12 protein-coding genes are annotated in these 19,180 nt (G+C 45.3%); all 12 read left to right on the forward strand.

The window, feature by feature from the left end:
• The first annotated feature begins 2 nt into the window (after positions 1 to 2).
• The 12 genes from tssC (at position 3) to ABWP91_RS02580 (ending at position 19,124) form a co-directional block, all read left to right on the forward strand.
• Positions 3 to 1,550, forward strand: coding sequence for a type VI secretion system contractile sheath large subunit (tssC, locus tag ABWP91_RS02525; protein WP_353241867.1), 1,548 nt, complete (start codon positions 3 to 5; stop codon positions 1,548 to 1,550).
• Between the two features lie 12 nt (positions 1,551 to 1,562).
• Positions 1,563 to 2,900: a type VI secretion system baseplate subunit TssK gene (gene tssK / locus ABWP91_RS02530; protein WP_353241868.1), complete on the forward strand. Its 1,338-nt coding sequence runs from the start codon at positions 1,563 to 1,565 to the stop codon at positions 2,898 to 2,900.
• On the forward strand, positions 2,897 to 3,556 hold the full coding sequence (tssL, locus tag ABWP91_RS02535; RefSeq protein WP_353241869.1) for a type VI secretion system protein TssL, short form: 660 nt from the start codon (positions 2,897 to 2,899) through the stop codon (positions 3,554 to 3,556). The genes tssK and tssL overlap by 4 nt, the downstream gene beginning before the upstream one ends.
• Positions 3,556 to 5,241 (forward strand): OmpA family protein, encoded by a 1,686-nt coding sequence (locus tag ABWP91_RS02540; RefSeq protein ID WP_353241870.1) that lies wholly within the window; start codon positions 3,556 to 3,558, stop codon positions 5,239 to 5,241. Before tssL ends, ABWP91_RS02540 begins: the two co-directional genes overlap by 1 nt.
• A gap of 55 nt (positions 5,242 to 5,296) precedes the next feature.
• Complete coding sequence (locus tag ABWP91_RS02545) at positions 5,297 to 5,788, forward strand: Hcp family type VI secretion system effector (protein WP_219248511.1); 492 nt, start codon at positions 5,297 to 5,299, stop codon at positions 5,786 to 5,788.
• Positions 5,789 to 5,954: 166 nt separating this feature from the next.
• Positions 5,955 to 8,612: a type VI secretion system ATPase TssH gene (tssH, locus tag ABWP91_RS02550; protein WP_353241871.1), complete on the forward strand. Its 2,658-nt coding sequence runs from the start codon at positions 5,955 to 5,957 to the stop codon at positions 8,610 to 8,612.
• Positions 8,609 to 11,002, forward strand: coding sequence for a type VI secretion system Vgr family protein (locus tag ABWP91_RS02555; protein WP_353241872.1), 2,394 nt, complete (start codon positions 8,609 to 8,611; stop codon positions 11,000 to 11,002). Before tssH ends, ABWP91_RS02555 begins: the two co-directional genes overlap by 4 nt.
• Positions 11,003 to 11,012: 10 nt before the next feature.
• A complete protein-coding gene (locus tag ABWP91_RS02560) occupies positions 11,013 to 11,882 on the forward strand; it encodes a DUF4123 domain-containing protein (RefSeq protein WP_353241873.1) in 870 nt (289 codons plus the stop codon).
• Positions 11,879 to 14,488: a T6SS effector BTH_I2691 family protein gene (locus ABWP91_RS02565; protein WP_353241874.1), complete on the forward strand. Its 2,610-nt coding sequence runs from the start codon at positions 11,879 to 11,881 to the stop codon at positions 14,486 to 14,488. The genes ABWP91_RS02560 and ABWP91_RS02565 overlap by 4 nt, the downstream gene beginning before the upstream one ends.
• Positions 14,489 to 14,498: 10 nt before the next feature.
• Positions 14,499 to 15,446, forward strand: a complete 948-nt coding sequence (locus tag ABWP91_RS02570; RefSeq protein WP_353241875.1) for a DUF6708 domain-containing protein — start codon at positions 14,499 to 14,501, stop codon at positions 15,444 to 15,446.
• A gap of 45 nt (positions 15,447 to 15,491) precedes the next feature.
• On the forward strand, positions 15,492 to 16,439 hold the full coding sequence (locus ABWP91_RS02575) for a DUF6708 domain-containing protein (RefSeq protein ID WP_353241876.1): 948 nt from the start codon (positions 15,492 to 15,494) through the stop codon (positions 16,437 to 16,439).
• A 54-nt stretch (positions 16,440 to 16,493) separates the two neighbouring features.
• A complete protein-coding gene (locus ABWP91_RS02580) occupies positions 16,494 to 19,124 on the forward strand; it encodes a T6SS effector BTH_I2691 family protein (RefSeq protein ID WP_353241877.1) in 2,631 nt (876 codons plus the stop codon).
• Positions 19,125 to 19,180: the final 56 nt, after the last annotated feature.

Here is a 19,180-nt window from a genome sequence, read left to right on the forward strand (position 1 = left end):
TTATGCTGATGTCAGTGAATAACGAAACAACCTCAAATAACACCACAACTGTACTGGACGATACAACTAACCACGGTATCTACGCCTCTTTGTTTGAAAAAATCAACCTCACCCCTGTAACACAAATCAGTGATATCAATGCGTTCCAAGATAACGCAACACTCGCTGATACAACCGCAGATGAGCGCGTCACTGTTGCCGTTCAAGTGTTTCTTGACCGCTTAAAATCATCGGGTCAACAGGTTGAGCGCTTAGACCGCAACCTGCTCGACCACCATATTGCAGAGCTCGATAAACAAATTAGCCAGCAACTCGATGAAGTCATGCACCATACTGAATTTCAACAAGTTGAGTCCACATGGCGGGGCTTAAAATTCTTAGTGGATCGTACCGATTTTCGCCAAAATGTGAAAATTGAACTCCTTGATGTCTCAAAAGATGACTTACGTCAGGATTTTGAAGATAGCCCTGAGGTCATTCAAAGCGGTTTGTATCAGCACACTTACATTGCGGAATATGACACCCCAGGTGGTGAGCCAATCGCCGCGATGATTTCAAACTATGAGTTTGACAGAAGTGCGCAAGATATCGCCCTATTACGCAGTATTTCCAAAGTTTCAGCCTCTGCCCACATGCCTTTTATTGGCTCTGTTGGCCCGAAATTCTTCGGAAAAGACACCATGGAAGAAGTCGCGGCTATCAAAGATATTGGCAACTATTTTGACCGTGCAGAATACCTGAAATGGAAAGCGTTCCGTGACTCTGACGATGCGCGCTACATCGGCTTAACGATGCCGCGCGTGTTAGGCCGTCTACCTTATGGCCCAGACACTGTACCAGTTCGCAGTTTTAACTATGTTGAAGAAGTCAAAGGCCCTGATCACGAAAAATATTTGTGGACAAATGCAACCTTTGCTTTTGCTGCAAATATGGTCAAAAGCTTTGTTAACAATGGCTGGTGTGTGCAGATCCGTGGCCCACAAGCAGGCGGAGCGGTTAAAGACCTCCCTATTCATCTGTTTGATTTAGGCACTGGCAGTCAGGTAAAAATCCCCTCTGAGGTAATGATCCCTGAGACCCGTGAGTTTGAGTTCTCTAACCTCGGTTTTATTCCACTGTCTTACTATAAAAACCGTGATTACTCATGCTTTTTCTCTGCAAATTCAGCGCAAAAGCCTGCTCTTTACGATACTCCTGATGCCACTGCGAACAGCCGTATTAACTCGCGCTTACCGTATATCTTCTTGTTATCACGTATCGCCCATTACTTAAAATTAATTCAGCGCGAAAACATCGGTACTACCAAAGACCGCCGTTTACTCGAGCTTGAGTTAAACAATTGGGTACGTGGGCTAGTCACTGAAATGACTGACCCGAGTGATGATTTACAAGCATCTCACCCACTGCGTGATGCAAAAGTGGTTGTGGAAGACATTGAAGATAACCCTGGTTTCTTCCGTGTGAAACTGTACGCCGTTCCACACTTCCAAGTTGAAGGCATGGATGTTGATCTCTCTTTAGTTTCACAAATGCCAAAAGCAAAAGCGTAAGAGGACTGTCTGGTGAAAATCTACCGTCCTCTGTGGACTGATGGTGCGTTTTTGACACCTCAGCAATTTCAGCAGCAAGCCCGCTGGGATAGCCACATTACTGATGTTGTTGCCGGTATGACGATCGCCTCCCCTTGGGGGGTGATCAGCACCGAGTTCGACGAAAGTGCGTTAACCATTTCACGACTCAGTGCGCAGAAAATGGTAGTACGCCTACCAGATGGTACGCTGATTGACAGCACGCTTTCTGATAACCTTCCGCCTGTCGTCGATCTCAGTGAACATGCTGATAAACAAGTGTTAGATATTGTTATCGCGCTTCCCCTGTTACTGGCAAATGGCGGGAATTTGTTATCCGAGGCGAACGCAGATCGTCCTCGTCGTTTTGCACAAGAGTGGGTCAACGTTCAGGATTTAGTGGGCCACGAACAAACCGATATTGCGGTATTGCGCCATGCGGTCAGTCTACGATTTGCGCACGATGAAAACAGCCACTACATCACTTGCCCTGTCGCACGGTTAGTTCGCAATGCTCAAGGTGGCTGGGTGTTTGACACCACCTTCATTCCGCCGCTGTTAAGCTGCCAAGGTAACCAAGAACTCGTCGCCCTACTCACTGAATTTATGCATCGCTTAGTGGCAAAACGCCGCCGTTTAATGACATTACGCCGTGAAAGTAATGAAAAAATGGCGGATTTTGCGGTGGCTGATGTGTCTCTGTTTTGGTTGCTCAATGCGTTAAATAGCGCCGAGCCTGTGCTCAATGAGCTACGCTCATCGTTGAATCGCCACCCTGAGATGTTGTATCGGGAGCTGGTGCGTTTGGCGGGTGGGTTACTCACATTTTCCCTCGACCATCACATTGAGAGCATTCCTGAATACCAACATGCGAAACCAGAAGCGGTTTTTCCGCCGCTGTTCATGTTGCTCAATACCTTGTTAGAAGCCAGCTTGCCCTCACGCATCGTCACCATTGACCTTGTCAAAGAAGAACCTTTCTGGAGAGGCAAGCTGCATGATGGCCGCTTACGAGATAGCGCAGATTTCTATTTGTCCGTTCGTTCATCGCTACCAACACACGTATTAGCCACACAATTTCCATTGCTATGTAAGGCTGGGAGTGCTGATGACGTTGCAGATGTGGTGAACGTTGCGCTAAACGGTATTCCTCTGCGTGCATTAAGCCACGTCCCAACTGCTTTACCACTGCGACTCGAAAACCAATATTTTGCCCTTGATTTATCAAGCCCTGCGGGTATTGCCATGTTGGAGTCAGGAAATTGTTCGTTTTATGTCCCAAGTACGCTCGGGGATATCCAGCTTGAATTATTCGCGGTGGTTCATTCATGAGTAAAAACACAGCAACACAAATCCTCGACAATATTTTTGCCGATACATGGTTAATGGTATGCCAATTGCAGCACGGCGTGCAGATCAACAACGGTGATGACCTTTATCATCATGCCTGCCAACTTATTGATCATACACGTCAATTGCTTACTCAACATGGGTATGATGAGCGCACCATAGAGCATATGCTCTATGCCCAATGCGCCTTGCTTGATGAAAGCGTCTTGAAACGCAAAAAAGGTGACTTCGGTTACCAAGCATGGGTTCAATCACCTTTACAAGCACGTTATTTCAATACGTTAGATGCAGGCGAGCAAATTTGGGATCGCTTGCGAGGTCTACTCTCAGAAGCCGCGCCCAACCAAGCCGCCCTGACCTGTTTTTACCGTATTTTAACCTTAGGTTTTGTTGGGAAATTTCGCCGCCTCGACCACCCCGAGCGCGAGCAAATTGTGGTTCAGCTCAATGCCATGCTTCCTCGCTTTCAGTCCATATCTAAACTGCCTTTGGTCATAAAACCGAAACTGCGCTTTAGCCGCCGCCGTTTATATTGGCTTAGCTGGCTGGCGGGGGCGGTAGTGATCTTCGCTATGTGGTGGGGTTTCTCAACCTCACTCGAGCATTTACTGCAACAATGGATGCCTCAAGGACAGTAATGCAAAACTCGATTAAATTCGTGGTCATCTTACTGGCAACCCTGCTTTTTTTGTGGTTAGTCTGGGGATTCTGGCCGTTAGGAAACACCGTTTCCCTGTTTCTCAGCGCGTTGGCTATTGTCATCGCAGGCGTTGCATGGTATTGGCGTTTTAAACAGCAACAACACTCCAAAAGCCTTGAAAAACAAGTTAGTACGATGTTACCACCTGCGTCATACCAACAAGCTATTGTACTGGTGTGTGGGCAATCAGAGGCTTTGTTTCCTAACGGGTTAACCCACCGTGAAACGTCCCAAGCGTGGTATGTGTCTATCACCTCTCCCGTCATGTTACTTGATGTGACACAAACCGTGGTTGAAACCTCGCCAGTCCAGCTTGGGCAACTCTCCGTGTTATTTGCGGTATTGCCTGAACAACTTGTTTTACAAGAAACATTGACCCAAGAGATGCTTAATTGGCGACGTGCCATTAGCGAAAGTCGCAGCAAAGCGGGTGTTCATCTGCCATTTTGGGTTTCGCTATATTTGTCCCCCATTCAGCAGACGGATCCTTATGCAAAATACCGACATGAGGAGCGCCCTTGGCTGACCTTACTCAATCACCAGCGTGAGTTTCAAGTCGAGCAAAATGGCAGTTTAGTTCAACCTTTATCCGAGTGGGTTCAGCAATTTTTTACCAGCGAGCATCAACAACTTCACACCATGTTAGGCTTTGATTTCTTGCTGGATTGGTTGCAACAAGTATTTACCCCGCAACTAACCGTGGAACAAGCCGGCGTGCGTAAGCTAGTGCCTTCCGCTTGGGCGATACAATTCATTCCCATTACCAGCGTGGAAAATAATTCATGGCAGCAATTTATTACGCGAAGAACAGGCTTAGCACCACTCACATCGACGCAAAATGTGCCACTTTTACCCCTGCCCGATATTTTACTCACACGCTTACACCACGATATCAGCCTGAACCGCTATGAACGTTTAATGGGTGCCGTTGGGATTATCTGCGGTCTGTTTTTAGTGGGCGCCTTAAGTGGCAGTTACCACAATAACCGCCAATTAGTTCGCCATGTTGGTGAAGACACCGCGCGGTTTATTCAACTTTCGGATACGCCGCTAGCACCAAAGCTAGTGACTTATCAACAACTTCAAACCGATGCCGTTCAGCTATCCCATTGGCAACGTGAAGGTGTGCCCGCGGGATATTCACTAGCCTTATACCAAGGTGGTTATTTATTACCACACTTGCATGCTTTACTAAGCAGTTGGGCACCTCCCGCCCCACCTGCCCCCGTCATTGTGCAAGAAGCCCCTGAGATGGTAAGCCTCGACAGCCTATCGCTGTTCGATGTCGGCCAATACACCTTAAAACCGAGCGCAACCAAAGTGTTAATCGATGCGCTGATCCACATCCGCGCAAAATCCGGTTGGCTAATTGTGGTCTCGGGCTATACCGACAACACAGGTAACCCAGTAAACAATCAAAAACTATCACTGCAACGCGCCGAATCTGTGCGTGATTGGATGATACAAACCAGCGACATAGCACCTTCGTGTTTTGCGGTACAAGGCAACGGGCAAGCTAATCCTATTGCCAGCAACAACACCGCAGAAGGACGCGCGAAAAATCGCCGGGTCGAAATTCGTTTAATGCCCCAAGTGGATGCTTGTCAGGCATCGAATGAGTAAAAACGTGTCCCTGAAGGACAGGGACACACATTTCACTATTATGGAGAAGTAATTTATGGCTATTCCTATTTACCTATGGCTTAAAGATGATGGCGGTGCGGACATCAAAGGTTCTGTCAATGTACAAGACCGTGAAGGCAGTATCGAAATCGTGGCTCAAGACCATAACTTGTATATCCCAACGGATAACAACACTGGTAAGTTAACCGGCACGCGTATTCATACGCCTTTCATTTTCGTTAAAGAAATTGATTCCTCTACGCCTTACTTATACAAAGCGGTCACCACTGGCCAAACGCTGAAAAAAGCCGAGTTCAAATGGTACCGCATTGATGATGCAGGCCAAGAAGTTGAATATTTCAACACCACCCTTGAAAACGTCAAAGTCGTCAAAGTCGCGCCAAAAATGCACGACGTTAAAGAGCCAAGTAAAGAAAAACATAACCACCTCGAAGAAATCGAGCTGCGTTATGAAAAAATTACGTGGACCTTTAAAGACGGCAACATCATTCATTCTGATTCTTGGAATGAGAGATCAACCGCTTAATTTTCGCATTGCAGGCGCTTGTCGCCTGCTTTTTTTATTTTTCCCACACACAAACCCAATAACACAAATGCTTATGCCCCTATGCGAAAGGGAAAGGGCGGTAGCGTACCTCGGCCCCCCTTTTCACGGTAAATATCAAATAGCCAATTTGTAGGAAGAAGAGAACATGGAAAACTCCCCCGTTATGCTGTTACGTCGTTTAAACCCTTTTTGTGCCAACGCATTAGAAGCTGCGGCTTCCTTATGCCAAACCCGTGCGCATGCAGAAATAACGATTGAGCATTGGCTACTTAAACTCCTCGAACTTGGTGAAAGCGATATTATGGTGTTAGCACGTCGCTATGAGTGGGACATGACCGCATTATGGCAAAGCTTATTGGATAGCATTGAGCAGCTCCCCCGCTCTGTACATAGCCGACCACAACTTGCCAAGCCCTTATTAACGTTGATCCAACAAGCGTGGATTAATGCCTCTTTAGATGAAGATGTGGAACATATTCGCAGCGTCCATTTATTAGCCGCAATCATCAAACAGCCAGCATTGTTACCTAACGAAAACTTATGGCCACTGATGACCTTGAGTGCCACCCAATTACAGCGATTACGCCCTTTACTGGATGCGCAGTCCGATGAACGACCTGAAGTACAGCAATTGGCGGTGCATAACAGCCCTACCCATGCAGAGCCTGCCAACCAAACCGATAACAACCCGCAGGCCGCATCTGGCGTGGCAGGTACACCACTCAATGACGCCTTACTTGCCGTTTTAAACAAATTTACCCTTGATGTGACCGAAAAAGCCCGTGAGGGTGCCATCGACCCCGTGTTTGGTCGTGATGACGAAATTCGCCAGATGGTGGATATTCTCTCCCGCCGCCGTAAAAACAACCCTATTTTAGTGGGTGAACCGGGTGTCGGGAAAACCGCATTGGTCGAAGGGCTGGCCTTGCGTATTGCTCAGGGTAACGTCCCTGTTAGCCTGCAAACCACCGCATTGCGCACCCTCGATTTAGGCTTATTGCAAGCGGGCGCAGGGGTTAAAGGGGAATTTGAACAGCGCCTTAAAAACGTGATTGAAGCCGTGCAGCAATCCCCAATCCCTATTTTGCTGTTTATTGATGAAGCCCACACCATCATTGGCGCAGGCAACCAAGCTGGTGGTGCCGATGCAGCCAACTTGCTTAAACCTGCCTTAGCCCGTGGCGAATTGCGCACTATTGCCGCCACAACATGGTCTGAGTATAAACAGTATTTTGAGCGCGATGCCGCATTAGAACGCCGTTTTCAAGTGGTCAAAGTGGACGAGCCTGACGACGAAAAAGCCTGCCTAATGTTGCGTGGCTTAAAGTCCCGCTACGCCAAATACCATGGTGTGCATATTACGGATAATGCAGTCAAAGCAGCCGTGACGTTGTCACGTCGCTACCTCACTGGCCGCCAACTGCCCGATAAAGCCGTCGATTTGCTGGATACCGCCAGTGCCCGTATTCGCATGAGTTTAGACACGTTACCCGAAGAACTCACCCGCTTAACATCACGCCAACAAGCGCTATCACTGGAGCAGCAAGCTATTAATGACGATATCGCCATTGGTAACACTGCCAGCCAACCCGCCCTTGATAAACTGGCTGCAGAAGAACAAGACATTGAACAGCAACTGGCGGATATCAAACACCGTTTTGAGCAAGAAAAAAGCTTAATTAGCCAATTAATGACTTTACGAAGCGAAGAAAAAGACGTCACTGAGGTACAAGGGCAATTAGACCATTTGCAACAAGGTAAACCGCTGATTTGCTCTGATGTGGACGTGCGCACTGTCGCAACGGTGATAGCAGACTGGACTGGCGTGCCCCTTTCAAGCCTGCTCAAAGATGAACAAACGGGCTTACTTGAACTCGAAAATAACTTAGCCCAGCGTGTGGTGGGGCAAGAAAGTGCCCTTATCGCCTTAGGGCAGCGGCTACGTGCCGCTCGAACAGGCTTAGCCTCTGAAAATGGGCCACAAGGCGTGTTCTTATTGGTCGGCCCAAGCGGTGTTGGGAAAACAGAAACCGCGTTGGCACTGGCAGACCAACTCTTTGGCGGTGAAAAAGCCCTCGTCACCATTAATATGTCGGAATACCAAGAAGCCCACACGGTCAGCCAACTTAAAGGTTCCCCACCAGGTTACGTGGGTTACGGGCAAGGCGGCGTGCTAACCGAGGCCGTCCGCAAGCGCCCTTACAGCGTGGTATTACTTGATGAAGTGGAAAAAGCCCACCGCGACGTGATCAACCTGTTCTACCAAGTGTTTGACCGCGGTTTTATGCGTGATGGTGAAGGGCGTGAAATCGATTTTCGCAACACGGTGATTTTAATGACCGCCAATTTAGGCAGTGATTTGTTGATGCAACAACTTGAAGAATTCCCTGAGTCCAGCGACAGCGAGTTGCATGAATTACTGCGCCCCACACTGCGCGACCATTTCCAACCTGCCTTATTAGCCCGTTTCCAAACCCTGATTTACCGCCCATTAGGGCCAACTGCCCTGCGCACCATTGTTGAAATGAAGCTAGGTAGTGTCATCAAACGCCTGCAACTGCATTACGGTTTAACGGGGTACGTCGAAGAAGCGCTGTACGACACGTTAGTCAGTGCCTGTCTGCTACCCGATACTGGCGCCCGTAATATTGACAGCCTACTCAACCAGCAAATTTTGCCCGTCCTTAGCCAGCAGTTACTGATGCGCCAATCCACGCAGCAGAACGCTCAATCCATCACTCTCGGTTATGATGAAGAAGAAGGTATAACCCTGAGTTTTGACGATCAGGGAGTCACATTATGAGTATAACTGAAATTGCCGAAGCCCTGTTACCCGGGCAAAACCGCTACCAACTTGACGTGCAAGGCTACCAAGGCTTGTTGGACGTGGAGCACTTCACCGGGGATGAAGCCGTTAGCGACACCTATCGCTACGAAATCACCTTTACCAGTACCAATAAAGACCTGCAACCCGAGCAACTGCTGCGCCGCTATACTACGTTGACCTTTAACGCCCCCGCTACCACCATGTTAGGCGTGCCAACGCGCACCGTCACCAAGCGGGTGCACGGCACCGTAACGGATTTCCAGCGCTTATCGGGCTCTGCGGACGAAGCGCGCTACCAACTGGTTATCGAGCCATTTTTCGCCCTGCTGCGCCACCAATTTCGCACCCACCGCTTTTTTATCAACCAATCAATCCCCCAAGTGGTAGAGCAAGTCCTGCGTGATCACAACTTTAAAGGCTGGCAATTTGAATTTACCCTGAAACAAAAATACCCCAAGCGCCTGCAAATCAACCAAATTAACGAAAATGACAAGCAGTTTATTGAGCGTTTGCTTAGCGAGGTGGGGATTTTTTATCACTTTACGTTGCAACCCGACACCCAAACCGAGGTGATTAACTTTACCGACAGCCAGCGCGGCTATATTTACGGCAAATCCCTGCCATTAAACAGCCCATCGGGGCTCAGTGATAACCACGCCGACAGCGTTTGGGGCTTAGCATTGCGCCACCAAGTGGTTGAAAACAGTGTTTTTACCAAAGATTACAACCCGCTGATTGCCGATGACCCACTGGTTTCCAGAGTGGTGGATAGAAGCCACGGGGAAAATGAGACGCCGAGATACGGTGACGTCTACCACTACAAAGCGCGCCACCTCACTCGCGGGGACAAATATCAGCCCGAGCCTGAAACCGCGAACTTTTGGGCACACTTAGACCTCGAGCGCTTTCTGGCATGCCAAACCTTATTGAACGGGAAAACCACCGCCCCCGATGTGGTACCGTTGATGGTGTTAGAAATCACTGATAATTCGCCGATTTCCACCCTGCCGACGGTATTTCAATCCCCCGTGTTATTAACCCGTTTGCACTTTGCTGCCAGCCGCGCCAATGCGCTCATCGTGACATTTGATGGCGTGCCGTACACGGAAGCCATCTGCTGGCGCCCTGAGCTAAAACCCCGCCCAGTGATTTCAGGCACCTTAACCGCTCGTGTCACCAGCCCGATTGAGAGCGACATCTACGCCCGCCAAAACGAAAACGGCCATTATTGGGTTAAGTTTGACGCCGACCGTGACGACAAACCCGCGGGGTTTGAGAGCATGCCCGTGCGCCTTGCCAAGCCTTACGCGGGCAGAACTTATGGGATGCATTTTCCGTTAATTCAAGGCACCGAAGTGGCGATTGCCTTCCACGAGGGTGACCCCGACAGGCCGTATATCGCCCACGCCCTGCACGATTCCGTCCACCCCGACCATATTACGGAGCTCAATCGCACCCGCAACGTTATTCGCACCCCTGCCAATAACAAACTGCGCATGGAAGACCGCCGCGACGAAGAGCACATTAAAGTCAGCACCGAATACGGCGGTAAAACCCAGCTCAATTTGGGGCATTTGGTGGATAGTGAGCGGAAAAAACGTGGCGATGGCTTTGAGCTGCGCACCGACAGCTGGGGCGCCATTCGGGCGGGTAAAGGGCTGTTACTGACCGCCCAAGAACAAATAAAGGCCAATGACCAGCAACTCAACATCGATGAGATCAAACAACAACTGTCCGATGCATTAACTATGGCAGAATCGCTCTCCAGCCTTTTAGACAAAGCCCAAATAGAACCACTAGACAACCAAACACAAGAGGCATTTTTACAAGGGAATATTGAGCAGCTACAAGAGCCCGTAATTCTCGCAGGTGCCCCTGGGGGTATTGCAGTTTCCACTCCCAAACATATTCAACACAGCAGTAACGGTAACCAAATCTACACAGCCGCAGGCAATACCGAGATTTCATCATTAAAACGCATCGTTTTATTTGCTAAGAAAAAAGTGGTGTTATTTGCTCATGAGCTGGGCATGAAGCTAGTTAGTGCAGCGGGAAAAGTTGAAATACAGGCCCAAACAGATGCCATCGACATCATTGCCAATAAAGGACTGCATATTACAAGTACCGATGATGAAATTATTATCAGTGCAAAGAAAAAAATAACCTTACAAAGTGGTGGGTCTTATTTCACGCTTGAAGGCAGCAAACTTGAACACGGAACCAGCGGTGATTTTATCGTTAAAAGCACTAACCTTAACTACATTGGCGCTGCAACCCTCAATATCCCTTACCCTAATTTTACTGTTTGTGAATCTGTGGCTTCTGAGGCTGCACACAATGGTTCAGCCATCGTCCCATTAGGTTAAGGAAAACAAGATGCCATTATACCAACCACAACATCAGGCTTTAGGGGAACACCAATATGCCATTTTTGACAAACTGTCGTCATCGGAACTTATTGACCAATACCCCACGTTAGACATTGTTTCAGCGCATTTACAACCACAAGCACACTTATACCCTGCGCTTCTGGGAGTACATGAACTGCCATCTGAGGACTGGAACCGATTTACCACAGACATCACTCAAAATGAATTGCTCTCGACCCCACCTAGCTGTCAGCTTTTTATCAAAAGTGAGTTGCCCGCAAAAGCGTTGTGCGATGAATTAGCTCGTGCACTATTGATAACGGATAAAGAGCAGCGAAATTATGTATTACGTTATTATGACCCACGCGTTTTATTTCACCTATCTTGGATGCTAACGCCTTGGCAACTGCAAACTGTATTAAAAGCCCATGCTGCGCCTACGTGGACTTATTGGTTAGAAGAACAATGGCACACATTGCATTTTTCAGACTATTTCCATTATCAAAAAAATGATCCCATTGATTTACCTGTAGATAAAATTAATCGAATTGGGTTAATTAATCAGTTGCTTAGTAAACTTCCGCGGTTCCATTCATTAGAAGAACGGGTGGCAACAAGCCAAAACATGGATGCCTTACTACAACAAGCGGAAAATTGTGGACTAGTTGATGCTCAAGATGTACAGGCCTTTGTGTGGCATGCCTTAACCTACAATTGTCTGTTTTGGAAGCATCACGATATTCAAATGTTATTGTATAAAGCGAAGCTCAACCCTGGCTATTACTGCCGTGTGACCCGCGGTTGGGATAAACAACACTGGCAAAAAATTCAATCTACGACGCCACAATGGGTATCAAACAAAGGAATGCATTTATGAGCCAAATGAACAAACGCCAAGGCTGTAAATTTTGTACCCGTACTGGCCTCCCGATTTTGCCTGTTCGCCCTGCAATTATGTCGCAGCACGATATCTTACCCCTGTTACCCGATAACATTCACGTGCCCGTTCCCGCGCAAGGGGAAACCGCCTACACCTTACGGCTAATGCGTTCGGGGTACCTCAATATTTGGGATGAATTTGGCAAGGCGTGGATTAACTACTTTGTCACCGAGGGCGGTTTTTACTACCCACTTCCTGAAAATGGCGATGTGCCCGATGACGTCGCATCAGGTAAAATCAAGCCTTGCATTGACCAACCTGCTGAATTAGCAAAAGCCTCCCTAGTCACCTTACCGATGATGCCCCAAGGCATGAAAAATGGGCTGTTTTGGTTTGCTTGGTCAGAAGTGAAGTGGACACCTGCGGTTCGCAAGCAGTTCGAACAACAAACCCACCGTGAACAATATATGCAGCCCTTTGATATGGACACGTGGCTCAATAGCCAACAAGCTAGCCAATCGTTACCCTTGGAACAACTTGAGAATACGGTGGCGGAATACCATCAACATGCCAGAAAAAGCCAAATGCGCGGCTGGTCAACCACGTTATCATCCCGTGCAGTGGACGGCCTTATCACGTTGTCTTACCAGTTGGCGTCACGATTAACCCCGACCGCTTCTGGGCAACAAATCGAAACAACCGCAAACCAAGAATTACACCCTAATGGTGCCATGATAGTGCTGCAAGACCCGACAGGGATTTTGAAAGACCTCTCCACATTGATTGAATTTGAACTTAATAAAAATGTGTATAAGCGGCCTGATATTGAACGGCAAGTGATGTTATATGCATCAATTGACAGCTTAGAAAAAGGAATGAAAAGGCAGTTTAAGCTAAACTATGACTCAAACACCCAACTTGGTGAAAAATATATACAGAATGATCCAAGAACATTACTTTTTACGTTAAAAGAACCCGCCCAAAGAACATGGTATAGTGAATTACGAGAAGATCAGCTTGAGAATAAAACACAAGAATTTTGGGCTGATTATCAAAAGTACTATGATACGAATAAGCTTGAAGCATTTAAGACTACATTCAATGATATATTGAAAGAATATGATTCACGAATTGTATCACCGCGCACTGAACTCTATCTTAACTGGTTTCGCTCACCGATATTCACGCATTACTTTACTACACATTTTGATTCCAATGATTTATTCAGTTGCCTTGCATACACCTCAACCATAAATTATTGCATTACTAATATGCTAAATAAAAAAGGCACATTGGATTTTTTCAATGAATCATTATTCAAGCCTTTAACGGATACAAGTAATATTCTAGGACGCGCACTGGCTATTAATCATGAACAATTAATACAAAAAATTAATACCTCAACGAGCCAATCTATAGATTATATTTCTTTACCTTGGAACGGGCTTGTTGACGCAGTTAATGAAGTCATTGAAAAATCGAACCCAGCAGCCCAGTCTGTCATTGGGCTTTACCTTGCCAATATTTCTGCAGCTATTACAGGAAGTATTAATAAAACACTCACATCAAAAAAAGTTTTTGATTTTATTGTTGCACTTGGTATCTTTCAAAATCGTGCATTAATACCCGTGACTCAGCATGCAGAAGATAAATACTTTATAAAAGCGATTGTGAAAGTCTTGATGTCAATAAATAGCAGTGGAGTAAAACCTAATAAAGATAGTATTGAAAACGAAGTAAAAAAAATATTAAGCCGCCGAAAAAAACTGGGTTTTTCTGATGATGAAAAGCGGATATTAACTTATTTTATCGATACTGACCCCAAGAATTTAGAAAAGATTAATCAACTATCTGCCAAAGAAAAGGCTCAAGAATTATCTAAACTCATGCTATCTAGCACCGAAGCCAAAGCCCATAGCCTAGATAAATGGCAAACAAAAATAACAAGTGGTACAGGAAAAAACATCACATTAATGGGCGGTGGAATATTGTCAGTAATTCTACAATCAGCTGCAGTTTTAACCGCGGCTGATTTTGGAAACAAAAAGACACTCAGTGATGAACAACTGGAAGAGAATAGCAAATTTTATGGTGGAGTAGCAGGTATTATATCGGGGTTATTTAGTGTTGTTGAAACTGGTGTACAAGGCTTTTTACAACAAAATAGTGTATTGAATACTTCTGTATTAAAAAGATTAAAAGGTGCTGAAGCCTTTTCGAACCTTGCTAAAAAAGGGCTTGGCCTTATGGCAGGGGTGGTTGCAGTAGCTTTTGATGCTTATCATACCTTTGATTCATGGAATAAAGACCATACTGGGTTAATGTTTGCTTATGGAATATCAACATTAGCTGATATGTGGCTTATTTATGTGATCTTTGCTGCCACACTAGGACCTGTTGGGTTGGCTATCACGCTATTTGCTGTTATTGCCGCAATAGGTACGGCGATTTATATTGCCGTTGAAGGGCAGGATAATCTTCAAAAATGGTTAGAACGCTGCCTATGGCGCTATGAACCAAAAGAGCGACCGAAAAGTACACTCCCTGAAATTTATCCAACGATGGAAATGGAATTAAATGAATTAAAACGGGCATTAGGATAAGGATAACATTATGGATATCTACGGGTTACACCCCAAATTTAAGCTTAACCGCCCTCTTACTGAACAAGAACGTGAAGGGCATCTTGAGCAAAATAGGCGCCTTACGCTGACTAACGAGGAAGTCATTCCTGACTTGACGGTCATTCAAATTAATTCAAATTATTTAGAATTAGTGGATAAATTTTATTCCGGCCGTGGTTATATGAGTTTTCTATCTCTATGCTGTTCATCTATTTGTTTTGGCGGTGTTTTTTGGTTAATTATACAAACCTTTCTATTGCATGATTATTCTTTTGAAAGAATATTTGCTATTTTATTTATTTCTTTAATTCTACTTCCTCTGAGTGGATTCATGGTGTATTTACTGAAAACCGAATGGTTTGCGTGGACACATTATCCCATTCGATTTGACCGTAAAAATCAATTAGTTCACGTAACTCGGACTAATGGCTCTGTATTTACCATACCTTGGCAAGATATCTTTTTTACGACTGGCTTAAATTATACCAAATCCATTCGTAATGATTATTATATTAGCGGTCATATCCTTGCAGACGATGGTATTACAATTGTCGATACTTTCTGTCTACCGTTATCTCACCCTAAATTACACGCTGTTATCTCTCATTGGGAGTTTATCCGTCGCTATATGGAAGAAGGCCCTAAAAACCTTATTCCACAAATTGATTTTTGCTTACCCATTGCGAATAGAAAAGAGCCCTATCGTTTTACTTTCTTTTATTTAATGTCCTTATATAAAGGTGCGCCGATTGTCTTATTGCCTCTCCTTGTACCACTGGCGTTTTTATTTAGCATTCCCCGCTATATTGGCATTCTGACCAGTCGCCGCGCTGTCTGGCCTGAGTCTATTCAAGCACTGTGCTCCGTCGATAAAGACGACCCGTATCGTTTAGATGCGTCCACCAATCCCAAAAGCTTGTGGGGAGCCTTTTTTTAACGATGGAACTGGAAAACCGTACATTGGCATTAGGACAAGATTAAGATGGATATTTACGGGCTACACCCCAAATTTAAGCTTAACCGCCCTCTTACTGAACAAGAACGTGAAGGGCATCTTGAGCAAAATAGGCGCCTTACGCTGACTAACGAGGAAGTCATTCCTGACTTGACGGTCATTCAAATTAATTCAAATTATTTAGAATTAGTGGATAAATTTTATTCCGGCCGTGGTTATATGAGTTTTCTATCTCTATGCTGTTCATCTATTTGTTTTGGCGGTGTTTTTTGGTTAATTATACAAACCTTTCTATTGCATGATTATTCTTTTGAAAGAATATTTGCTATTTTATTTATTTCTTTAATTCTACTTCCTCTGAGTGGATTCATGGTGTATTTACTGAAAACCGAATGGTTTGCGTGGACACATTATCCCATTCGATTTGACCGTAAAAATCAATTAGTTCACGTAACTCGGACTAATGGCTCTGTATTTACCATACCTTGGCAAGATATCTTTTTTACGACTGGCTTAAATTATACCAAATCCATTCGTAATGATTATTATATTAGCGGTCATATCCTTGCAGACGATGGTATTACAATTGTCGATACTTTCTGTCTACCGTTATCTCACCCTAAATTACACGCTGTTATCTCTCATTGGGAGTTTATCCGTCGCTATATGGAAGAAGGCCCTAAAAACCTTATTCCACAAATTGATTTTTGCTTACCCATTGCGAATAGAAAAGAGCCCTATCGTTTTACTTTCTTTTATTTAATGTCCTTATATAAAGGTGCGCCGATTGTCTTATTGCCTCTCCTTGTACCACTGGCGTTTTTATTTAGCATTCCCCGCTATATTGGCATTCTGACCAGTCGCCGCCCTGTCTGGCCTGAGTCTATTCAAGCGCTGTGCCCTGTCGATAAAGACGACCTTTATCGCTTAGATGCCTCGATGAACCCTAAAAGCTTGTGGGGAGCCTTTTTTTAAGGTTCATCAGAGATAAAAACAAAATAGTTTTAATTTAAATATAGAGATGCATTTATGAGCCAAATAAACAAACGCCAAGGCTGTAAATTTTGTACCCGTACTGGCCTCCCGATTTTGCCTGTTCGCCCTGCAATTATGTCGCAGCACGATATCTTACCCCTGTTACCCGATAACATTCACGTGCCCGTTCCCGCGCAAGGGGAAACCGCCTACACCTTACGGCTAATGCGTTCGGGGTACCTCAATATTTGGGATGAATTTGGCAAGGCGTGGATTAACTACTTTGTCACCGAGGGCGGTTTTTACTACCCACTTCCTGAAAATGGCGATGTGCCCGATGACGTCGCATCAGGTAAAATCAAGCCTTGCATTGACCAACCTGCTGAATTAGCAAAAGCCTCCCTAGTCACCTTACCGATGATGCCCCAAGGCATGAAAAATGGGCTGTTTTGGTTTGCTTGGTCAGAAGTGAAGTGGACACCTGCGGTTCGCAAGCAGTTCGAACAACAAACCCACCGTGAACAATATATGCAGCCCTTTGATATGGACACGTGGCTCAATAGCCAACAAGCTAGCCAATCGTTACCCTTGGAACAACTTGAGAATACGGTGGCGGAATACCATCAACATGCCAGAAAAAGCCAAATGCGCGGCTGGTCAACCACGTTATCATCCCGTGCAGTGGACGGCCTTATCACGTTGTCTTACCAGTTGGCGTCACGATTAACCCCGACCGCTTCTGGGCAACAAATCGAAACAACCGCAAACCAAGAATTACACCCTAATGGTGCCATGATAGTGCTGCAAGACCCGACAGGGATTTTGAAAGATTTACCAACATTAATACAGTATGAGCTGGATAAACATGTGTATAAACGCCCTGATATTGAACGGCAAGTGATGCTTTATGGGGCAATAACCAGTTTAAAAGCCGGCATTCGAACTGACTTTGAAAGAGTCTATACTGCCACCACACAGCATAATGATAGATTAGTGAAGGGGATCCATGAGTATATTTTTTCAGCGAATGAGCCCGTAACAGAAACCATCTATACACCAGGTCGAGATAGTCGAATGGCGACAGAAGCCGATGCCAACTGGGCAAAGTACCAACTGTATTATGATGAAGATGCCGTGAATGACTTTGGACTTGAATTTCAACAAATTTTGGCAAAATACAATGAGCGTGTTGTCAGTCCCCGCACGAAACTGTATTTAGATTGGTTTCAATCCCCTATATTACTGCACTATTTTCAGCAACATTTTGACGCTGAAGATTTACTCAGCGGGATTGCCTATACTGCAATCGTTAGTTATTGCATTACCAACATGTCAGATAAAAAAGGGAGCTTGGATTTTTTTGCGAGCGCCTTGACTCACCCGCTTTCTGATACATCTAACCTCTTAGGACGTGCTTTGGTACTGAACCAAAATACATTAGCACAACAAATTGATGCCGCCACGGAACAACAAAAGATTGAAATTTTGCCGTTACCATGGGCCAAAATCGTCCAAGATTTAGCGGTTAATAAAATAACATTACCATGGGCTGGGTTAGCCGATACATTTGCCCAAGTCATTGAGCCTCAACGTTTAGCCTCAGAGTCTGTGATCATTATTTACCTTAGTCGACTCGCTACCGCGACAATGAAAACATTCGATAATGTCATGGGCTCTCAAAAAATGTATGCCTTTGCTGTTGCTATGGGCGCCTTTCAAAATAAAGAGATTATACGTGTCAGTGTTAAAGCCAAATTTAGTCACTTTGCTAAGGATGTCTCGGAGAATCTAATTCGACTCAGTGACCACAATGGAAATCTCAATGAATCAGAAATTCGCAGGTTAGTTCATAGTGAGCTTAAACGCTTAAAGGTGTCTGGATTACCAATGGAGCGTAATCATATATTAAATTATTGTGTTGATATCGATATCAAAGAGATGGAACGCGTAAGGCAGCTGCCAACAGGCAAACAAGAAAGAGCACTAAGCAAGCTATTAAGGCTCCCCAGCGATACTGAAAGTGCAAATTTAGCTCGCTGGCGAACGAGTATCACCACTGGCGCTGGGAAATCAACCCTTGTTGTTGGCGCAGGTGGGTTGTCTATAATTTTACAAAGTTTAGCCTTATTACATTCGGCTGATTTAGGTGATAAAAAAACATTATCTGATGACCAACTAGAAGCTCAGAGCCGTTTTTGGTCTGGTGTTGTGGCAGTTGTTAGTAGCTCAGTAAGTGTATTTGACCAAGCTGCACAACGGTTTGCGCTGTTACCGCGGCTTCAAACCCTGCCAACGTATAAAACGCTGACAATGGTAGGGGTTTATTTGGGGGCTGGGGCAGGAATCGTGGCTGTCGCATTTGATATTTTTCATGCAATTGATGAATATGATAAGAATAATTACGGTTTAGTTGCTGCATATACATTATCAGCATTAAGTGGAGTATGGCTTATTGCCGCTATATTATCGAGTACAGTTCCAATTTTCGGAACAGTTATTGCAGTGCTTATTGCCTTAGGCACTGCAATTTTCATTGCCTACCAAGGGCAAGACAACCTGCAAAAATGGTTAGAACGCTGTTTATGGCGGCGTGTGCCACAACATATCCCTATTGAAAAATGGCCAGAGGTTTACCCCACAATGTGGATGGAAATGGACGAATTTAACCGCGCATTAGGACAGTAAATATGGATTATTACGGCTTATTCCCTAAGTTTCAATTAAACCGCCCCTTGAACGAC

This window comes from Providencia sp. (assembly GCF_040396775.1).
Lineage (GTDB): Bacteria > Pseudomonadota > Gammaproteobacteria > Enterobacterales > Enterobacteriaceae > Providencia.

What these genes read in the sequence shown, in the direction of transcription:
- ABWP91_RS02545 (WP_219248511.1), top strand. Translation starts at nt 5,297, where the DNA reads ATGGCTATTCCTATTTACCTATGGCTTAAAGATGATGGCGGTGCGGAC.
- ABWP91_RS02575 (WP_353241876.1), top strand. Translation starts at nt 15,492, where the DNA reads ATGGATATTTACGGGCTACACCCCAAATTTAAGCTTAACCGCCCTCTT.
- tssC (WP_353241867.1), top strand. Translation starts at nt 3, where the DNA reads ATGCTGATGTCAGTGAATAACGAAACAACCTCAAATAACACCACAACT.
- tssH (WP_353241871.1), top strand. Translation starts at nt 5,955, where the DNA reads ATGGAAAACTCCCCCGTTATGCTGTTACGTCGTTTAAACCCTTTTTGT.
- ABWP91_RS02555 (WP_353241872.1), top strand. Translation starts at nt 8,609, where the DNA reads ATGAGTATAACTGAAATTGCCGAAGCCCTGTTACCCGGGCAAAACCGC.
- ABWP91_RS02565 (WP_353241874.1), top strand. Translation starts at nt 11,879, where the DNA reads ATGAGCCAAATGAACAAACGCCAAGGCTGTAAATTTTGTACCCGTACT.
- ABWP91_RS02580 (WP_353241877.1), top strand. Translation starts at nt 16,494, where the DNA reads ATGAGCCAAATAAACAAACGCCAAGGCTGTAAATTTTGTACCCGTACT.
- ABWP91_RS02560 (WP_353241873.1), top strand. Translation starts at nt 11,013, where the DNA reads ATGCCATTATACCAACCACAACATCAGGCTTTAGGGGAACACCAATAT.
- ABWP91_RS02540 (WP_353241870.1), top strand. Translation starts at nt 3,556, where the DNA reads ATGCAAAACTCGATTAAATTCGTGGTCATCTTACTGGCAACCCTGCTT.
- tssL (WP_353241869.1), top strand. Translation starts at nt 2,897, where the DNA reads ATGAGTAAAAACACAGCAACACAAATCCTCGACAATATTTTTGCCGAT.
- ABWP91_RS02570 (WP_353241875.1), top strand. Translation starts at nt 14,499, where the DNA reads ATGGATATCTACGGGTTACACCCCAAATTTAAGCTTAACCGCCCTCTT.